Origin of the sequence: Pseudomonas sp. NY5710 (assembly GCF_013305665.1) — a bacterium.
GTDB classification, from domain to species: Bacteria; Pseudomonadota; Gammaproteobacteria; order Pseudomonadales; family Pseudomonadaceae; genus Aquipseudomonas; species Aquipseudomonas juntendi.
Genome location: NZ_CP045554.1, coordinates 2,728,397 through 2,745,075 on the forward strand (window position 1 = coordinate 2,728,397; position 16,679 = coordinate 2,745,075).

A 16,679-nucleotide genomic window follows, 5' to 3' on the forward strand; every position below is an offset into this window, starting at 1 on the left:
TTATGGACTCCAGAGTTAGGTGGCGCTCGGCGCGTTGTCATCACGAATTGCGGTCGCGACCACGGCGGGGCGCGACTGGAACTGCTGATACCAGTGCGCCAGGGCCGGGTGGCCAGGGCGCCAGACAATGAATGACCAGCGAAAATCCAGCTGGCCAAGCGCACAACCGATGGCGATATGGCCTAGCCCGAAGGGTGCGGCTTCAAGCTCGGCTGCCTGGGCTTCCAGGGCGGCGAGCACGGCGTGGCATTTTGCGTTGAAGGCATTGAGAAAGGGGTCGTCGGCACAGTCGTGGGGCAAGCCACGGTCGTTGTACCAGTTGCGCCACAGCAACAGCACATCGATGAAACCGTCACCCAGCGCTTGCCAGGTCATGGCTTGCAGGTACCGGGCGCGGTCGGCCGGGACCAGCCTGGTGCCATTGTGCAGGCCATCGAGAAAGTCACAGATGACACGCGAGTCGTAGAGCTTGCGGCCGTCAGCCAGCACCAGCGTAGGAATCTTGTTCAAGGGGTTATCCAGCATGACCTGATCATTGAGCTGGTTCATGCCCACGACATTGCGCACGCAGGTGACGCGGTCGAGCAGACCCGTTTCGTGCAGTACGATCATCACCTTGCGTACGAACGGTGAGCGCGGCGACCAGTGCAGGGTCATCGCTTGGCTTGCCGGGTGGGGAGTAGAGACAAAGGTCACTTTTGATCCTATGTGCTAACTTTATGACCTTTTCAGTATAGACCTATCTGAAAAGCGCTTGCCATCCCCCGGGCAATGATTTTTTCTCAGGCGTGCGCAGGCGCGCTCAACTGGCTGGATTCGCGCGCCTCGAAGCGCTGCTGCCATTGGGCAAGCTGGGGGTGGCTGGCATGCCACGACACGTCGGCGAAGCGAACCGCCAGGTAGCCCAGGGCGCAGCCGATCGCGATATGGCCAATACCGTAGGCAACCGTATCCAGTTGCGCCACCTCATGCTCCAGCAATTGCAGGGTCGATGAGAGCTTGAGTGCGCTGGCGTGCAGGAAGTCCTGCTGCTGTTGAGCCTCGGGCCGCTCACGTTCATGTCGCCATACAATCAGCGTGTCACACAAGCCATCGCCCAACGCCTGCCAGCGCAAGGCTTGCCAACGCCTGTCGGCCTGCTGCGGGTACAGCCCCGGGCCGTGCCCGAGGGTATCGAGGTATTCACAGATCACCACAGAATCGAACAACACCGAGCCGTTACCCAGCTCCAGTGTTGGAATGCGCATCAACGGGTTGATCGCCAGCAGCGCAGCATTGGGCACGTACCGGGAGACCTTGGTGCGCACACAGCGCACCTGGCCTGCCAGCCGGCGTTCATGGATCACGCACATGACCTTGCGCACGAACGGCGACAGTGGCGACCAATGCAGCGTCATCCCGCCAGTCATACGCTGACCTTGACGTCGAGCCTGACCACGTCACCTCGGTATACCCCATCCCCGACGAACACCAACCGCCCCTGGTCATCGATGGCAGACCGGTAACAATAGGCAACCGGGGCATTGAGCGGGATCTCCAGCGCCTCTGCAGTCGCCAGGTCTGCCGTGCCAATGGTGATCGTCTGGTGCACTTCCTTCAGCGTCAGGCCGGGCAGGTCCTTGAGGATTCGCAAGGTAGTGTGGGTTTCAAGCAGTTTCGCCGGAATCTTGCGCACCAGCCGCGCATCGATGAATGCGTTACCGATGTAATACGGTTTGCCTTCGCGCAGATGGCGGCGCCGCCAGCACCGGTACTCCGGTGCCATTTCACCGATCTTGTGCTGCACATTGACAGGCTGGGCCTTGACGTCGAAAGACAGCACCTCTGTCGTGACCCCTTCCGGTGACAGCAAGAGGCCCGACCAGTCGGTGGGCACTTCACACCACATCTGCTCTTGTGGCTGCTGGATGACGAAGGTGCCCTTGGCACGGAAGCGCCGTATCAGCTTGTCCTCTTCGAGGATGTCCAGCGCTTGACGCACCGTTGCGCGTGCGACGCTGCACTCCGCGGCAAGGTCATCCACCGTGGGTATCTGCCCGCCTACCGGCCACAAGCCTTGCTCGATCCTGCGGCGGAACAACGTGGCCAGCTGGATGTAGCGGGCTACGCCACTGCGGCTGAAATCAATGCCTGACTTGCTGGCCAATGCATCTAGGTCTTTCATCAATTCGTCTCGTCTGTGAGCCCGTGGGGCATACCTTGATCGCGCGGCGGCAGTATCGCATAAACCATAGGTTTGCATTATTAGCCTTTAAGGTCTATTGGCAGTTAATTCTATAGGTCATCCTATTGACCTTTAAGGCCTCGTGTACGTACAGTGTTGGCATCATTCGCACACTGTCACACGGGTATCAGGCATGAGCACCGCACTGAGCAAAACAGCCAGCATTGGCATCATAGGGGCAGGCACGATGGGTGCGGGCATCGTCGCCGTGGCCTTGCGAGCCGGGCATACCGTGTACTTGCACGACACGCGCCAGCAAGCGCTGACCCAGGGCGCCGAAAGCGTCACCGCCTCGCTGGATCGATGGGTCAAGCGCGGGCACCTGACTGCCCGGCAACGGGACGAATGCCTGGCCCGGCTGACCCTGGCAGCCGAGTTGAGCGAACTCTCGGCGTGCGCACTGGTGGTGGAAGCCATCATCGAAAACCTGGAAATCAAGCAACAACTGTTCAGCGCACTCGAAGCAGTGGTCGGCGAGCACACCATCCTCGCCAGCAACACCTCCTCCATTTCGATCACGGCGATCGCGGCAACCCTGCAAAGGCCGCAGCGCATGGTCGGCATGCATTTCTTCAACCCGGCAACGGTGCTGCCGCTGGTCGAGGTGGTCAAAGGCGAAGCCACCTGCACAACCGTGGTAGCCCAGGTCAGCGAACTGGCCACCCAGTGGGGCAAATGCCCAGTCGAGTGCAAGTCAACGCCAGGCTTCATCGTCAACCGCGTGGCCCGCCCGTTCTACGCCGAAGCCCTGCTGGGCCTGGAAGACCAGGTGGCGCCTGCTGCAGTGATCGATGCCGCGTTGCGCGATGCAGGCGGGTTTCGCATGGGGCCGCTGGAGCTGATGGACCTGATCGGCCACGACACCAATTTTGCGGTGACGCGAAGCATTTACGACGCCTTCTTCCAGGACCCTCGCTACCGCCCTTCGCTCACCCAGAAAGCACTGGTGGACGCAGGGTGGCTGGGCCGCAAGACCGGCCGCGGCTTCTACCGCTACGACCCGGGCTCGACGCCCGATGGCATCACCTATGAAGCCGCTTGCCCGCAACCGACGCTGGTCCAGCAATTTGGCGATTTTCCTGGGGCCCAAACCGTTCGGCGCTTGGCCGAGGAACGTGGCTGCCACATCGAAAGGCACAACGGCGACGGCTATCTGATGGTCGACGGCGTGCAGGTACGCCCTAGCCTCGGGCTGACTGCCCTCGCGCTGGCGACCGCCCAGGAACTCGATCAGGTCGTGCTGTTCGACGCCTCCACCCACCTTGAAGCAGCCTCCCTGGTCGTGCTCAGCGGCGCCGACACCTGCAGGCGCGCCTCCCTGGATAGCGTGGTTGGCTTCTTCCAGGCGCTGGGCAAGCAGGTGGTCATCATCGACGACGTGGCGGGCATGGTCGTGACACGCACGCTGTGCATGCTTGCCAACGAAGCGGCGCAGGCCGTCAGCCAAGGCATCGCCACCGCGCAGGCGGTCGACCTCGCCATGCTCAAGGGGGTCAACTACCCGGTGGGCCCGCTGGCCTGGGCCGACGCGTTCGGCAACCACAACGTGGTCACCGTGCTGGACAACCTGGCCCGCGCCTGCCCCGATGGCCGCTACCGCGCCAATGCGCTGCTGCGCCGCAAGGCACTGACCAACACGCCCTGGAACCCACGCTGAATAGAGCCCGAACATGACTTCGACAAACCCCGTTCACCAGCAGATTCACACAGATGGCTACGCCATCATCACCCTCGACCGGCCAGAGCGTCGCAACGCCCTGAACCTGGAAATCAAACAGCTGCTGGCCGAGGCCGTAGAGGCACTGGCAGGCGACCCGCGCGTGCATGCCCTGGTGATCACCGGTGCAGGTGGCTATTTCGTCGCCGGCACAGATATCGCCGAGATGCGCGACATGACTCCCACTCAACACGGCCCTGCAAACCGGACGCCTGTTCGAAGTCGTCGACCGCTGCGAAAAGCCGGTGATCGCCGCGATCGAGGGCTACGCCCTGGGTGGCGGCTGTGAGTTGGCCCTGGCCTGCGACATCATTATTGCCTCGCGCACGGCGCGCCTCGGCCAGCCGGAAATCAACGTTGGCATCATGCCAGGCGCAGGCGGCACCCAGCGCCTGCTGCGCACCATCGGCAAGTACCGCACGGCGTTGCTCACCCTCACAGGTGAACCCCTCAGCGCTGTACAGGCCTTCAATGCCGGCATGCTTTCCGAAGTGTGTGACGAAGGCGCTGCACTGCAGCGCGCATGTGCCATCGCCGCGCGTATCGCCGCTCAGCCGCCCTTGGCCGTGCGGGCGATCAAGGCACTGCTGGCCACCGGTGAGGACGCCCCCCTGCATAGCATGTTGAAGCTTGAAAGAAGCGCCTTCGTGCAACTGTTCGACAGCGAAGACCAGAAAGAAGGCATGACTGCCTTCCTGGAAAAACGCATGCCAACCTATTGCGGGCACTGATGCCTGCTGCGGCAAGGCGAAACCTACCTGTAAGGACCCTTGAACATGCCGACCATCGTCAATCTCGGGCCCATCCCCGACATGCTGGAGCGCCGCCTGCGGGCGCGCTTCGAGGTGTGCCCCATCGCGCAGGCCGAAGCGCCCGAGCAGATCGAAGTGGCCGTGACCACCAGCATGGTCGGTGCCAGTGCTCAGCAGATGGCCCGGTTGCCGCGTTTGCAGCTGATCCTGTGCAACGGTGCCGGCCTGGACCGTATCGACCTGGCTGAAGCGGCAGCACGGCACATCGAGGTGTTCAATACCGCCGACGCGGTTACCACAGACACCGCTGATTACGCCGTGGCTTTGCTGTATGCAGCCAAGCGCAGGGTCACCCAGGCGGACCGCTTCGTCCGGGCCGGCCAGTGGGGCAAGGAAGCCTTCACGCCCACCCGCCGCGTCAGTGGCAGCAAAGTCGGCATTGTGGGGTTGGGCAAGATAGGCACGCTGGTGGCCCAGCGCATGCAGGGGCTGGGGCTTGAGGTGGGCTACCACACGCCCAGGCCAAAACCGGCAGCCGGGCTTGCCTATTTCGATCACATCGAGCAACTGGCGGCCTGGTGTGATGTGCTGGTGCTGTGCTGCCCTGCAACCCCCGCCACCGACCGGCTGGTCGGTAGCCGGGTGCTGCAGGCGCTAGGCAGCACCGGCACGCTGATCAATATCTCGCGCGGCTCCGTGGTCGCGGAAGATGACCTGATCCAGGCGTTGGGCCAAGGCGTCATCGCAGCCGCGGCGCTGGATGTATTCGCCAGCGAGCCGGCAGTCGACAGCCGCCTCGCCACCCTGCCCAACGTCATTCTCTCCCCGCATGCGGCTGCCATTACCGTTGAAACCAGGGCCGAGATGGCAGCGCTGCTGTACCAGCGCGCTGCCGCTCACTTCCAGGCCGGGCTCACGGGTTAGTGCACCGAACGGTCACGCCCATGTCAATGGGGCCCCATACGCCACCCAGCGGGATCACAAGCTCGGCACCTTTTTTTGACTCATTTTTCACAAGCGATGGGCGATCGTTGAGTCATCCCTACGTGTGATAGCAGTTCCCATTGGCCCGTCTAGCAGCGGGCTATCTTTTGTCCGCGATTTACGACCAGCGTCGGCAGTAGCCAATGCCAGCCACCGTTGCTGGCGCATCAGAACTCGGTGACCACGGTCACACCCGCGGTATCGAAGCGGTCCATGTTCATCAGCGCGTCGATGGACTGGGCCAGGCTGATGGTCTTGCCCACCAACTTTTCAGGGGCCAGCTTGCCCGAACTGATCATCTCGATCATGGCATCGTAGCGATGCGCTTGCATGCCATGGCTGCCGTAGATCTCCAGTTCATGGGCAATGACCTTGCTCATGGGGATCGCAGGCTGGGCGTGGTCTGCCAGCATCAGCCCGACCTGTACATGCCGGCCGCGACGGCGCAGGTTGTTGATGGAGTTGAAGCAAGTGGTCGGGTGGCCCAATGCGTCAAGCGACACATGTGCGCCGCCCCGGGTGATTTCCATCACCGCCTCCGTCACGTCCGCTACCTGACTGGCATTGATGGTTGCCACGGCGCCCAGTGCCCGCGCCAGTGCCAGCTTGTCATCCGCGATATCGATTGCGACCACATTGGCACCGATGGCCTGGGCGATCATCACCGCCGAAAGGCCCACGCCACCGCAGCCATGCACCGCGACCCACTGGCCTGCGCCGACCCTGCCCTGGTCCACCACCGCGCGGAATGAAGTGACGAAGCGGCAACCCAGACTGGCTGCAGTCGCATAGTCCATGGCTTCAGGCAGGGCGACCAGGTTCAGGTCCGCCTGATGGATACCCACGTACTCAGCGAAAGACCCCCAGTGGGTAAAACCGGGCTGGAACTGGGTGTGGCACACCTGCTGATTGCCACTGTGGCACTGCGCACAGGCGCCACAGCCGCCTACGAACGGAACGGTTACCCGGTCACCCACCTTCCACTGGGTCACATCGCCGCCTACGGCAGCGACCACGCCTGCCAGCTCATGGCCTGGAACGTGGGGCAGCTGTATGTCCGGATCGTGGCCTTTCCAACCATGCCAGTCGCTTCGGCACACGCCTGTGCCTTTGACTTCAATCACCACACCATGCCGCTCCGGGCTTGGATCGGCGATATTCATCAAACGCGGTGGCTGAGAAAAGGCTTCGTAGACGACAGCTTTCATGACTTTTACCCCTGCTGAAAACGGTTGGATGAGTCGTGGTTCCGGCAGCGCCCGAGCAGCGCCTTTCGGCGCCTATCAGTATGAAGAAACCGCCTGAAATTACCTTTCAGAGTTCGGTTGACATGGGTGCACAAGTGAAATAAACCTTCAAAAAGCTCATTGATTCTGAAGGATTTGCGCATGGCCGAGGCACTGGACAAAGTAGACATTGCAATAGCAGACAGGCTGCAACGTGACGGCAGGCTGTCGAACGTCAAGCTGGCCGAGCAGGTGTGCCTGAGTGAGGCATCATGCTGGAGGAAGCAGAAGCGGCTGGAAGCGAGCGGCGTGATAGAGGGCTACCAGGCCATACTCAACCGCAAGAAGCTGGGTTTGGGGGTGATGGCGTTCGTGCAGATTTCCTGCACCGACCACAGCGAAGAGGCGACTGCAAAGTTCGAAAAGATCATCGCGGCGGCTCCGCAGGTGCTGAGCTGCCACAACACCACGGGCGAAGCCGACTTCCTGCTTCAAGTTGTCGCTCGGGACCTGGACAGCTATAGCCGCTTCATCGACAAGGTGCTGCGCAAGCTGCCCGGCGTGGCAAGTATCAGGTCGAACCTGTCATTGCGCGAGATGAAAACAACCAACCAGTTCCCCGTGGCCGAACTCCTGAGCCTTTGAGCCGGGCTTGGGGCGCTGGCCGGCAGCGCTGGGCAACGCTGGTGGTCAGTCCTCCCGAATAGGCCGCTCCTGGCGTTCCTGACGCTCTTTCGCTTCGATGCACAGGGTGAGCCGCAAGCTCGGCACCGTGGAGGTCGGTGGGCGCTATACGTTCTTCTAGCGCCAAGCAGGCGTTCAGCGGGTGGTGCCAGCGGGCAGCCAAGTTGCACATCCGCCGCGAGCACGAGGCGCAGATACCGCCTCGGTGGACCCTTACACCTGCCGCAGCACTGCGTGTATTTCAGCCACTATCTGGCAGCTCGCCTGCTCGATGGTGCCTTCATTACGGCACAGCACCCAGCCCTGTTCGGCAACCGCACGTTCGAACGCCTCGGTGCAGGCTACCTGTTCATCCAGGGTGTGGATGACGGTACTGCGCAGCCCGCGGGTGCGCGCAGCCGCCCGGGCCCAGGAGGTTTCGGCGGCAGTGACCACGCCCACGTGCAGGTCAGGCACCTGCACGCCGCGCTCAAGGTTCAACTGCAGGATCTGCGCGAACGGCACGCTGCGGCGGAAGGCTGCGTCCGACGGGTACCAGCGATCGATCAGGATGATGCTGCCGGCCGGTTGCCGGGGCAGCACGTTTCGGGAAATCCAGGCACGGCTGTCGGCAAAGCGTTGGCAAACCTCATGCTCCAGCGTCAGGCAAGGGTTGCGAGCCAGCCTGTTGACCACGGCCATGGTATCGCCGCGGTAGGGATCGTTGTTTCTCTCGCACAGGCGGACCACCTTGTGCCCGCCCAGCCTGAGGGCTTGCGTAACGGCCTCCAGCAAGGTGGTCTTGCCGGTGCCTTTAGGGCCATCGAGAGAAACAAACAGCGGACGGTTCATCGTTCAAAACCCATAAGCGCAGGCGCGGGATGAGAGCATTGATCCCACCCCGCTTCAAGCGCTTCTGCTCAAGGAGTACATTTGTACTCCTCCGGAGACAGGCGGCCCATTCGCTAGCGCGAGGGTGCCCCCCCGTCAGATCTGCGCCTGCCCCCCATCGACGAACAACTCGGCGCCGTTGACGAAACTGGCATCGTCACTGGCCAGGAACACTGCAGCGTTGGCAATTTCCACCGGTTCGCCGACCCGGCCCAGCGGTACCTGGGCGGCCAGGTAATCGAGCAGGCCCTGCTGTTGCTGGGCGTCCGGGCCAGCCAGCTCCACCAGGCCGGGCGTACGGGTGGCACCAGGGCTGAGCGTATTGACCCGTACCCCGCGGTCCTTCAGGTCGAGGATCCAGCTGCGGGCCAACGCGCGCACGGCGGCCTTGGAAGCGGAGTACACACTGAAGGCCGCCGTACCCGAGCTACCCGCGGTCGAGCCGGCCAGAATGACCGAGGCGTTGTGCGACAGCAGCGGCAATGCCTTTTGCACCGTGAACAACACGCCCTTCACATTGCGATCGAAGGTGTCGGCGTAGTGCGCTTCGGTGATTTCGCCCAGTGGCAGCATGCTGCCGCCGCCTGCATTGGCGAACAGGACGTCGAGGCGCCCATGCTGCTGGCCGATCCGGGCATAGAGCTGGTCCAGCTGATCCAGGCGGGTGGAATCGACTGCCACCCCTGTCGCGTTGCCAATCAGCGCCACCGCCTTGTCCAGCTCTGCCTGGCGCCGCCCGGTGATGTAGACATGCGCGCCCTCCTCGGCGAAGCGTTTGGCGGTGGCCAGGCCGATGCCGGTGGTGCCTCCAGTGACCAGTGCGACTTTGCCTTCGAGTTTGTTGCTCATGGTGTTTCTCCCGTCAGTGTGGGTGAGTGACTGTGAGGAGAAGCGTATCGACCTGCAGGTAATTTCAAAATAGAATCATTTGAAAGTCATCATTGCAGAATTGAAATGGCAAGAATTCCGGATTTCGAAGGCTTGGCGATGTTCGCCAAAGTCGCAGAAGAAGGCTCCTACGCTGCGGCGTCCAGGGCCATGGGCGTGTCGGTGCCGACTGTTTCCCGGGCCGTGGCCCGCCTGGAGGAGCGCCTGGGTGGGCGCCTGTTCAACCGCACCTCACGCCAGCTGTCGGTGACCGAGTTTGGCCAGCGCATGGTGGACCAGGCCAGCGCGCTGTATCGCCAGGCCGAAGAGATGGAGAGCCAAGCGCTGGAACGGTCGGTGCAACCGCGCGGGCTGGTACGCCTGGCGATCCCCATGTCGTTCGGCCTGCGCTGGGTGGCACCGCTGTTGCCAGAATTGCTGGCACGTTACCCCGGCCTGGAGCTGGACCTGCATTTGTCCGACTCTACCGTAGACCTGGTGGCTGACGGCTTCGACGCGGCGTTGCGCATTGCCGCCCTGCCCGACTCTTCACTGGTGGCGCGGCATATCTGCGCAGTGACCCAGTACCTGGTGGCGGCACCCGGGTACCTCGCCAAGCATGGCCACCCTGCGCACCCGCGCGAACTGGCCGAGCATGCGTGCATGAGCTACGCCTACCGCGCCCGCAGCCAGGTGTGGCGTTTTACCCACGCCGATGGCACGCAACAGGATGTAACACCGCGAGGACCGTTGCGGGTCACCAACTCAGATGCACTGGTGGCGCCGTTGCTGGCAGGTGTCGCGCTTGCTGAACTGCCAGAGTTCATTGCGGCGCACTACCTGGCCGATGGTCGCCTGGAACGGGTATTGCCGGCATGGAGCATGACCCAGGGCGGCCTGTATTTCGTCACCCCTTCGGCGCGGAGTCGGCCACGCAAGGTGCAGGCATTGGCCGATTTCTTTGTCGAGCGCTTGTCCGCTGCTGCTTGGCGGGGCCCTCGGGCTGAGGGCTGAGCGCAGCGACCTGCCGGTGAAATGATTGGGGCCACCCTGCAGGCAGCCCCAAAGCGTCAGCTGGAGACTCAGGGCCGCATTGCGCTGGCCCTTTCACGGCGCCAGGACGCGCCCACCAAGGTGGGCTGCCCAGGCTCAGACCGCCAGCGCGCGCTCACGCAGCTCGCTATTGAGGATGCGGTCGTTTTCGCTGTAATCGACCGGGCAGTCGATCACGTGCACGCCTGGGGTCTTGATGCAGTGCTCCAGCAGCGGCAGCAGGCCGTCGGCGCTTTCCACGCGGTGACCATTGGCGCCGTAGGCTTCGGCATACTTGACGAAATCCGGGTTGCCGTAGTCCAGGCCGAAATCGGTGAAGCCCATGTTGGCCTGCTTCCAGCGAATCATGCCGTAGCCGTCGTCACGCAGGATCACCACGGTGATGTGCATGCCCAGACGCACGGCGGTTTCCAGCTCCTGGCTGTTCATCATGAAGCCGCCGTCACCGCACACCGAAATCACCGGGCGATCCGGGTAGACCAGGTGTGCAGCCATGGCCGATGGCAAGCCGGCGCCCATGGTCGCCAGGGCGTTGTCCAGCAGCACGGTGTTCGGCTTGTGCGCCTTGTAGTTACGGGCGAACCAGATCTTGTAGATGCCGTTGTCCAGGGCCACGATGCCTTCGGACGGCAGCACGCGACGAATGTCGGCCACCAGGCGCTGTGGGTAGACCGGGAAGCGGTCATCGTCGGCACCTTCGGCGATCTGCGCTTCGTTGGCTTCACGAATCGCCATGAGGCGGGTGAAGTCCCAGTGCGAAGTGTCGCCCAGGCCTTCAGCGATCTGCCACACGGCGTTGGCGATATCACCGATCACTTCAACCTGCGGGAAGTACACGGCATCGACTTCGGCGGAACGGAAGTTGATATGGATGACTTCAGTGCCGCCACGCACCATGAAGAACGGCGGCTTCTCGATCACATCGTGGCCGATGTTGACGATCAGGTCCGCCGCTTCGATCGCACGGTGCACGAAATCGCCGGACGACAGTGCGGCGTTGCCCAGGAAGCGCGGGCTGCGCTCGTCAACCACACCTTTACCCAGCTGGGTGGTGACGAATGGGATACCGGTATTATCGACCAGCTGCTTGAGGACCTTGGCGGTCATCTTGCGGTTGGCGCCGGCACCGATCACCAGAATAGGGCTACGTGCGGTGCGCAACTTCTCGATGGCAGCTTCAATGGCCACGTGCTCGGCCAGTGGGCGGCGGTGCAGGCTGCGCGGGATCGGCAGCGCGTCGGTCTGCTCGGCGGCGATGTCTTCCGGCAGTTCCAGGTGCACGGCACCCGGCTTTTCTTCTTCAGCCAGGCGGAAGGCTTCACGCATGCGCGAAGGGATGTTGTCGGCCGAAGCGAACTGGTGGGTGTACTTGGTGATGGGGTCCATCATGCCGCACACGTCGATGATCTGGAAGCGGCCCTGCTTGGACTTCTTGATCGGCTTCTGGCCGGTGATCATCATCATCGGCATGCCGCCCAGGTAGGCATAGGCGCTGGCCGTTACCAGGTTGGTGGCACCCGGGCCGAGGGTCGACAGGCTGACGCCGGTCTTGCCGGTCAGGCGGCCGTAGGTAGCCGCCATGAAGCCTGCAGACTGCTCGTGACGGGTCAGTACCAGTTTGATCTTCGACTTGCGCAGGGATTCGAGCAGGTCGAGGTTTTCCTCGCCAGGGATGCCGAATACATACTCGACACCTTCGTTTTCCAGACATTGCACAACGACATCGGCGGCCTTGGCCATTTAGGGTACTACCTCAAAATCTTTGGGGGATTGCAGCGAGATCGGCTGCGTGACTGAGATGTTGCAGGGGGTCTCAGTGGCGCGCATCGTAGGCCCTCTGGTTAATAATAATAAATATATTGTTATGATGCGTGGCATCACAGTTCGTTATAAATGCACTGACTAGGAAAGGTCTTACGCCCCAATGAACCTCAAGGCACTGCGTTGCTGCGTCGAAATCGTCCGCCAAGGCAGCTTCACCAAAGCAGCGCAACACCTGCACATTGCCCAGCCTGCGTTGAGCATGGCGGTTACCCGGCTGGAGGAAGAGCTGGGTGTGACCCTGTTTAACCGCACCACCCGCAAGGTGCTGCTCACGGCCGAAGGCGAGCAGTTTCTGCCACGCATTGCCTCGGCCCTGCGCGAAATGGATGTGGCCCGGCAGGAGCTGCGCGACATGGCTGACCTCAAGCGCGGCGAAGTGCGCCTGGGTATCCCGCCGATGTTCGGCCTGCACTACGTGCCAGGCTTGATGAACGCGTTCCGTCAGTCGTACCCCGGTATCGCCATGACCGTGTTCGAGGGCAGCGCCGCCGACATCGGCCAGCGCCTCGAACAACGGGAAATCGACCTGGCGTTGCTGGAATCGCGGCGCGTGCCGCAGGACAAGGAGTCGATCCTGCTGGGCAGCGACGAGATGCTGGCGTGCATGCACCCCGACCACCCCTATGCCGGCAAGGCATTTCTCACCGCCGAAGACTTGCGCAACACCGACATGGTGGTATTCGACCGGACGTTCGTGCAGCGCCACCTGCTGGACGCATTTTTCGCCGAACACGGTATTACCTACCAAGTGGCCCTGCAGAGCAATTTCGTCTCGCTGGTGGTGCAGGCAGCACTGGACAACATGGGCGTGGCCACCCTGCTGCGCTCGGTGCAGCAGCGTACACCGGGCATTGTCGGCGTGCCCTTCCGGCCAGCACAGCAGATGAGCTTCAGATTGTGCTGGCGTTCAGGGGAATACCTGTCGCTGGCCAGCAAACGCTTCATCGATTTCGCCGCGCAAACGCATTACCTGGAGCGCTGACCGGGGCCTGGCCCCTGATTTGAGCGGCGGCGTTGCCTCGACGTTACGCCCACCGATTGACTATCATCCCGCCTTGAACGTTTCAGCATGTTTCAATACAGGCCCAACAAGGGATTCAGATGTCAGTCCAGCAACTCCCCCCGTCGCCCAGCAAAAGCGCCGTCGCCAAGATGGAAGCCGCCATGGCGCTGGGCAGCTTCGCCATCGGTACCGGTGAATTTTCCATCATGGGCCTGATGCCCGACATTGCCAGCAACCTGCAGTTGAGCGAACCGCAAGTGGGCCACGCCATCAGTGCCTATGCACTGGGGGTCATGGTCGGTGCGCCGACCCTGGCGATTCTGGGCGCCAAACTGCTGCGCAAGCACATGCTGCTGCTGTTGATGCTGCTGTATGCGCTGGGCAACCTGGCCACCGCCCTCGCCCCGTCCTTCAGCGGCCTGGTGGCTTTCCGCTTCATCAGCGGCCTGCCCCACGGTGCCTATTTTGGCATCGCCGCGGTGGTGGCCTCGAGCATGGTTGCCAAGGACCAGCGTGCCGGGGCCGTGGCCCGGGTGATGCTGGGCCTGACGCTGGCCATGCTGCTAGGCAACCCTGTAGCCACCTTCCTCGGCCAGTACTTTGGCTGGCGCTCGGCCTTCGTGCTGGTCGGCGTGATCGCCCTGTGCACCATTGGCCTGGTCTGGCGCTTCGTGCCCCAGCCGCACGATGAGGTGCGCAGCGACCCACGCAAGGAACTGCGCGCCTTTGCCCTGCCGCAAGTGTGGATGGCACTGGGCATCGCGGCCATTGGCTTTGCCGGCATGTTCTGCGTATTCAGCTACCTGGCGCCGACCATGCTGCAAGTGACCCAGGTCGCGCCGCAGTGGATTCCGTTCGGCCTGGCGGCCTTCGGTGTGGGCGGTATCGTTGGCAACATTGCAGGCGGCAAGCTGTTCGACCGGTTGCAGTTCCGTGCGGTGGGCTTGGTGTTGGTATGGTCGATCGGCGTGCTGCTGTTCTTCACCGTCGCCGCGCAGGCGCTCTGGAGCCTGCTGCTGGGCATCGGCCTGGTGGGCACCATGATCGCCCTGGCGGCACCGTTGCAGATCCGCTTGATGGACATTGCCCATGAAGCGCCGAGCCTGGCCGCAGCGTCGAACCATGCCGCGTTCAACCTGGCCAATGCGCTGGGGCCTTGGTTGGGCGGTATGGCGATTACCGCCGGCATGGGCTGGACCAGCACCGGCTACATCGGCGCGGCTACCGCGCTGGTCGGGCTGGGTATCTATCTGGTCGCCCGGCGGATGCGTGGCGGTCATTGACCCGGCAGCGGCGCTGGGCAGGGGTAGGTTCACCGTCACACGGCGTTCGATGAACCTCCCCCCATTGCTCAACTCACTACCGTCAGCACCAGCCGCAGGCTGGGTTCATTCCTTCCCCTTCCAAGGAGATCACGATGCAGTACGTAAAGCTGGGTAGCACCGGCCTGGATATTTCCAGGCTGTGCCTGGGTTGCATGACGTTCGGCGAACCGGATGCCGGCACCCACCCCTGGACCTTGGGCGAAGAGGCCAGCCGGCCGATCATTCGCCATGCCGTCGAGCAAGGCATCAACTTCTTCGACACTGCCAACAGCTACTCTGCCGGCACGTCGGAAGTGATCGTCGGCAAACTGCTGAAGGCCTTCACGCGCCGTGAAGAAACGGTCATCGCCACCAAGGTGTTCTACCCACCGAACATGGGGCAAGGCACCCACCGGCCCAATGAACAGGGCTTGTCCCGCAAGGCGATCATGGCCAGCATCGACGCCAGCCTCGCGCGCCTGGGCACCGACTATGTGGACCTGTACCAGATTCACCGCTGGGACTACCACACGCCCATCGAGGAAACCATGGAAGCCCTGCACGACGTGGTCAAGGCTGGCAAGGCGCGCTATATCGGCGCTTCGTCGATGTATGCCTGGCAGTTCGCCAAGGCTCAGCAGGTGGCGGCCAGCAACGGCTGGAGCCGCTTAGTTTCGATGCAGAACCACCTCAACCTGCTGTACCGCGAAGAAGAACGCGAGATGATCCCGCTGTGCCTGGACCAAGGCGTGGGCTTGTTGCCCTGGAGCCCGATGGCCCGCGGCCGCCTCACCCGCCCCAACGGCCAGCAGACCGACCGCACCCGTAGCGATCTGTCCGGGCAGTCGTTCTATAAAGATACCGAGGTCGAAGATGGCCGGGTCATCGATGTAGTCGAGCAGATTGCCGGCGAACGGGGTGTGCCAATGGCCCAGGTCGCGCTGGCATGGGTGTTGGGCAAAAACGGCGTAAGCGCACCGATCGTCGGCGCCTCCAAACCCGCCCATCTGGATGATGCGCTGGCCGCGCTGTCGGTGCAGTTGAGCGCCGATGAAGTGGCACGGCTGCAGGCGCCGTATATCCCGCACGCGGTGGCAGGCTTCAAGTAGCGTGGGCCTTTGCCAGCTCGCCGGGTATGCCCGGCGTGCTGGCCAATGACGATGAAAGTATTACAATGCGCGTCCTCGCATTTGAATATTTTCTCTCATGAAATCACTGCTTTATGCCGTAACTCTACTGTTTTCCTTTAGCTTGCCCGCGTGGGCCACACCCCCTGCCACCTTCACCGAGGCCAAGGTCGTGGCCAAGCAGAAGGTGTACCTGGACCAAGCCAGCAGCGCCATGGGCGACTTGTATTGCGGCTGCAAATGGACCTGGGTCGGCAAGTCCGGTGGGCGGGTCGATGCGGCGTCGTGCGGCTATCAGACGCGCAAGCAGCAAAATCGCGCCGAGCGCACCGAATGGGAACACATCGTGCCGGCCTATACCTTCGGCAACCAGCGCCAATGCTGGAAGAACGGTGGGCGTGAGCATTGCGTGGACAGCGACCCGGTGTTCCGCGCCATGGAGGCCGACCTGTTCAACCTGTACCCAGCCGTGGGTGAGGTCAATGGCGACCGCAGCAATTTCAACTATGGCATGGTCAGCGGCAACGCCGGCGAATACGGCCAGTGCACCACCAAGGTGGATTTCGCCCAGCGTGCCGCCGAGCCCCGTGACGAAGTCAAAGGCCTGGTGGCGCGTACCACGTTCTACATGTACGACCGCTATCGCTTGAACATGTCGCGCCAGCAGCAACAAGTGCTGATGGCCTGGGACAAGCAGTACCCGGTGTCAGCGTGGGAAAAGGAGCGCGACCGCCGCATCGCCGCGATCATGGGGCATGCCAACCCTTTCGTCAGCGGCCAGCGCAAGTGGACGGCTGATTACAAACCCAGCGGGGTTGGCGTGGCGCAAGCGGCGCCCGCCCAGGCACCAGGCAAGCCGGGCCAGGCCAATGCGGGGGCGCCGGGCTCGGTGCTGGGCAACCGCAACAGCCACGTCTACCACCTGGCAGTGGGTTGCCCCGGCTACACCCAGGTAGCGGCCAAGAACCAGGTCAGCTTCGCCAATGAAGGTGAGGCGCAGGCGGCAGGTTACCGCAAGGCCGGTAACTGCCGCTGACGGCGCCG

General features: G+C 62.8%; 17 protein-coding genes. 10 read left to right on the forward strand and 7 right to left on the reverse strand.

The window, feature by feature from the left end; all coding sequences use genetic code 11:
- Positions 1-15 precede the first annotated feature (15 nt).
- From GEV39_RS12225 to GEV39_RS12235, 3 genes are all read right to left on the reverse strand, one after another.
- Complete coding sequence (locus tag GEV39_RS12225; protein WP_218581703.1) at positions 16-696, reverse strand: glutathione S-transferase family protein; 681 nt, start codon at positions 694-696, stop codon at positions 16-18.
- Positions 697-782: 86 nt separating this feature from the next.
- The gene (locus GEV39_RS12230; RefSeq protein WP_218581704.1) at positions 783-1,409 is read right to left on the reverse strand and encodes a glutathione S-transferase family protein; all 627 of its coding nucleotides are present in this window, start codon (positions 1,407-1,409) and stop codon (positions 783-785) included.
- A complete protein-coding gene (locus GEV39_RS12235; protein ID WP_082416100.1) occupies positions 1,406-2,164 on the reverse strand; it encodes a GntR family transcriptional regulator in 759 nt (252 codons plus the stop codon). Before GEV39_RS12235 ends, GEV39_RS12230 begins: the two co-directional genes overlap by 4 nt.
- A gap of 193 nt (positions 2,165-2,357) precedes the next feature.
- On the opposite strand from GEV39_RS12235, the gene GEV39_RS12240 reads away from it, so the two are divergent.
- Genes GEV39_RS12240 through GEV39_RS12250 form a run of 4 tightly spaced genes read left to right on the forward strand, consistent with a single transcriptional unit; the run spans position 2,358 to position 5,617 of the window.
- Positions 2,358-3,881, forward strand: coding sequence for a 3-hydroxyacyl-CoA dehydrogenase (locus GEV39_RS12240; protein ID WP_173889295.1), 1,524 nt, complete (start codon positions 2,358-2,360; stop codon positions 3,879-3,881).
- A 13-nt stretch (positions 3,882-3,894) separates the two neighbouring features.
- Positions 3,895-4,230, forward strand: a complete 336-nt coding sequence (locus tag GEV39_RS26410; protein ID WP_349306029.1) for an enoyl-CoA hydratase/isomerase family protein — start codon at positions 3,895-3,897, stop codon at positions 4,228-4,230.
- Complete coding sequence (locus GEV39_RS26415; RefSeq protein ID WP_349306030.1) at positions 4,187-4,672, forward strand: enoyl-CoA hydratase-related protein; 486 nt, start codon at positions 4,187-4,189, stop codon at positions 4,670-4,672. Before GEV39_RS26410 ends, GEV39_RS26415 begins: the two co-directional genes overlap by 44 nt.
- 45 nt (positions 4,673-4,717) lie before the next feature.
- Positions 4,718-5,617, forward strand: a complete 900-nt coding sequence (locus GEV39_RS12250; RefSeq protein ID WP_173889297.1) for a 2-hydroxyacid dehydrogenase — start codon at positions 4,718-4,720, stop codon at positions 5,615-5,617.
- Positions 5,618-5,844: 227 nt separating this feature from the next.
- Here the strand turns inward: GEV39_RS12250 and GEV39_RS12255 are convergent, their stop codons facing one another.
- The gene (locus tag GEV39_RS12255; protein ID WP_173889299.1) at positions 5,845-6,885 is read right to left on the reverse strand and encodes a zinc-dependent alcohol dehydrogenase family protein; all 1,041 of its coding nucleotides are present in this window, start codon (positions 6,883-6,885) and stop codon (positions 5,845-5,847) included.
- A 180-nt stretch (positions 6,886-7,065) separates the two neighbouring features.
- Here GEV39_RS12255 and GEV39_RS12260 point away from each other — a divergent pair, with 180 nt between their 5' ends.
- Complete coding sequence (locus GEV39_RS12260) at positions 7,066-7,548, forward strand: Lrp/AsnC family transcriptional regulator (RefSeq protein WP_173889300.1); 483 nt, start codon at positions 7,066-7,068, stop codon at positions 7,546-7,548.
- Between the two features lie 252 nt (positions 7,549-7,800).
- Here GEV39_RS12260 and GEV39_RS12265 read toward each other — a convergent pair whose 3' ends face one another.
- Positions 7,801-8,418 (reverse strand): dTMP kinase, encoded by a 618-nt coding sequence (locus GEV39_RS12265; RefSeq protein WP_173889302.1) that lies wholly within the window; start codon positions 8,416-8,418, stop codon positions 7,801-7,803.
- A 135-nt stretch (positions 8,419-8,553) separates the two neighbouring features.
- A complete protein-coding gene (locus tag GEV39_RS12270; protein ID WP_173889304.1) occupies positions 8,554-9,306 on the reverse strand; it encodes an SDR family NAD(P)-dependent oxidoreductase in 753 nt (250 codons plus the stop codon).
- A 105-nt stretch (positions 9,307-9,411) separates the two neighbouring features.
- Here GEV39_RS12270 and GEV39_RS12275 point away from each other — a divergent pair, with 105 nt between their 5' ends.
- Positions 9,412-10,338, forward strand: coding sequence for a LysR family transcriptional regulator (locus GEV39_RS12275; protein ID WP_173889306.1), 927 nt, complete (start codon positions 9,412-9,414; stop codon positions 10,336-10,338).
- A gap of 135 nt (positions 10,339-10,473) precedes the next feature.
- On the opposite strand, the gene GEV39_RS12280 is transcribed toward GEV39_RS12275, so the two are convergent.
- Positions 10,474-12,117: an acetolactate synthase large subunit gene (locus tag GEV39_RS12280; RefSeq protein WP_054881147.1), complete on the reverse strand. Its 1,644-nt coding sequence runs from the start codon at positions 12,115-12,117 to the stop codon at positions 10,474-10,476.
- 184 nt (positions 12,118-12,301) lie between these two features.
- On the opposite strand from GEV39_RS12280, the gene GEV39_RS12285 reads away from it, so the two are divergent.
- From GEV39_RS12285 to GEV39_RS12300, 4 genes are all read left to right on the forward strand, one after another.
- On the forward strand, positions 12,302-13,183 hold the full coding sequence (locus tag GEV39_RS12285) for a LysR family transcriptional regulator (RefSeq protein WP_009682269.1): 882 nt from the start codon (positions 12,302-12,304) through the stop codon (positions 13,181-13,183).
- Positions 13,184-13,302: 119 nt separating this feature from the next.
- Positions 13,303-14,487: an MFS transporter gene (locus GEV39_RS12290; protein ID WP_173889308.1), complete on the forward strand. Its 1,185-nt coding sequence runs from the start codon at positions 13,303-13,305 to the stop codon at positions 14,485-14,487.
- A 134-nt stretch (positions 14,488-14,621) separates the two neighbouring features.
- The gene (locus GEV39_RS12295; protein WP_173889310.1) at positions 14,622-15,617 is read left to right on the forward strand and encodes an aldo/keto reductase; all 996 of its coding nucleotides are present in this window, start codon (positions 14,622-14,624) and stop codon (positions 15,615-15,617) included.
- A 97-nt stretch (positions 15,618-15,714) separates the two neighbouring features.
- A complete protein-coding gene (locus GEV39_RS12300) occupies positions 15,715-16,671 on the forward strand; it encodes an endonuclease (protein WP_054913492.1) in 957 nt (318 codons plus the stop codon).
- The last annotated feature ends 8 nt before the right edge of the window (positions 16,672-16,679 follow it).